This is a genomic window from Stenotrophomonas sp. P5_B8 (assembly GCF_054049855.1).
Window position 1 is genome coordinate 1 of the sequence record NZ_JBFULO010000574.1, and the last position, 1,931, is coordinate 1,931.

The 1,931-nt window shown below is 61.5% G+C and carries 2 protein-coding genes and 1 pseudogene; all 3 read left to right on the top strand.

The window, feature by feature from the left end; translation table 11 throughout:
- Positions 1 to 451 (top strand): TrbI/VirB10 family protein (locus ACXJKH_RS19465; protein ID WP_457321840.1); only part of this gene is annotated, 451 nt, incomplete at its 5' end.
- Between the two features lie 15 nt (positions 452 to 466).
- Positions 467 to 1,510 carry a P-type DNA transfer ATPase VirB11 gene (gene virB11, locus ACXJKH_RS19470; RefSeq protein ID WP_457321841.1) on the top strand — a complete coding sequence of 348 codons (1,044 nt, stop codon included), beginning with the start codon at positions 467 to 469 and terminating at the stop codon, positions 1,508 to 1,510.
- 114 nt (positions 1,511 to 1,624) lie between these two features.
- Positions 1,625 to 1,931 (top strand): annotated as a pseudogene (locus ACXJKH_RS19475) (lytic transglycosylase domain-containing protein); the annotation flags it as partial.

Genomic DNA, 1,931 nt, shown 5'->3' on the forward strand with positions numbered 1-1,931 from the left:
GCCCAAGGGTTCGAAGATCTACGGTGCGTATGGTGGCGGCCCGACCGGTGAGCGCGTCGAGGTGATCTGGGATCGCATCACCACGCCGAACGGCATCGATGTAGCCATGTCCAGCCCGGGCATCGACCAGCTCGGCGGTGCGGGCCATCCAGGTCAATACAGTGCGCACTGGGGCAGTCGCATCGCCTCGGCGCTGATGATCAGCCTGATCGCCGACGCCTTCAAGTACGCCGCCGCCGAGCACGGACCGGAAACCACCACGGTCACTGGCAGCGGTCTGGCCGTGCAATCGCCGTACGAAAGCGCCACTGCGCGCAGCATGGAACGCCTGGCCAACGAAGCAATGAGCCAGCGCCGCCCGCCCACCGTTACCATCAACCAAGGCACCGTGGTCAGTGTCTATGTGGCAAAGGACGTCGATTTCAGCGACGTGCTGCCGCAGCGCCGCTGACCCTCTGGATCAACCATGGACGCCGAAGTGGCCCCTGTCGCCGATGTTTCCAGTGAATTCCTGAGATACCAGTACGAGGTCTTGGGCATTCACCAGTACATGACCTCGCCCGATGTGACGGAAATCTGTATCAACCGTCCGGGCGAGGTGTACCTGGAAACCAATGCTGGTTGGCAGCGTGTGGAAGTTCCCACGCTGACCTTCGAGCGTGCGCGTCAGTTCTGCACGGCCGTGGTCAACGAGAGCAACACCGGGCAGCGCATCACCGATGCCGATCCGGTGGTGTCACTGACGTTCCCGACCGGACAGCGTGCCCAGTTCGTGATCCCGCCGGCGTGCGATGCCGGCAAGGTGTCGATCACCATCCGCCTGCCGTCCAAGCACACCAAGACGCTTGAGCAGTATMAGAGCGATGGGTTCTTCAACCAGATCCTGGAGCAGGGCGCCGGGCTGAGCGAGCAGGACAGCGAGTTGGTCGAGCTGCGGCAGTCACGCAACTATGCCGAGTTCTTCCGGCGTGCGGTGATGTACCGCAAGAACATCRTGGTGTCCGGCGCGACCGGCAGTGGCAAGACCACCTTCATGAAATCGCTGGTCAACCACATTCCGGCCAGCGAGCGCCTGGTGACCATCGAGGATGCGCGCGAGCTGTTCATCAGCCAGCCCAACGTGGTTCACCTGCTGTACTCGAAGGGTGGGCAGAGCGCCAGCAATGTCACCGCCAAGAGCTGCATGGAGGCGTGCCTGCGCATGAAGCCCGAGCGCATCATCCTGGCCGAGCTGCGCGGCGATGAGGCGTTCTACTTCATCCGCAACTGCGCGTCCGGCCACCCCGGATCGATCACCAGCTGCCATGCCGGCAGCCCGGAGCAGACCTGGGACCAGCTTGCCTTGATGGTCAAGGCGTCTTCTGAAGGCTCCGGTCTGGAGTTTGCCGTGATCAAGCGCCTGTTGATGATGACCATCGACATCGTGGTGCACATCAAGGCTCACGCCGGCAGTCGCTACATCACCGGCATCGATTTCAGTCCCGAGCGCGCCTTGGCGCAGGCAGGATGAGATGGTCATCATGACTTTCAAAAATCTGAATATGGATTTCACGCAGGCCGAAGCCTTGCATCCCTACGTTGGACATGTGGCTTGTCACCTGTCGTCCGCATGGAGGTTGGACTGATGTTGCCCGGACTGGAAGCGCTGGCGTGTCCTGAAATGGCCGTGTCCATGGATGTCATGCAGCACGTGATCAATGTTGAATCCTCGCGCAACCCGTACGCGATCGGCGTTGTCGGTGGTGCGCTCGTTCGTCAGCCCAAGCAGCTTGACGAGGCGTTGGCGACGGTGCGCATGCTTGAAGAGAAGGGCTACAACTTCTCCATCGGGCTGGCCCAGGTCAACCGCTACAACCTTGCCAAGTACGGTCTGGATTCCTACGAGAAAGCGTTCCAGCAGTGCCCGAACCTGCAGGCCGGCTCGAAGATCC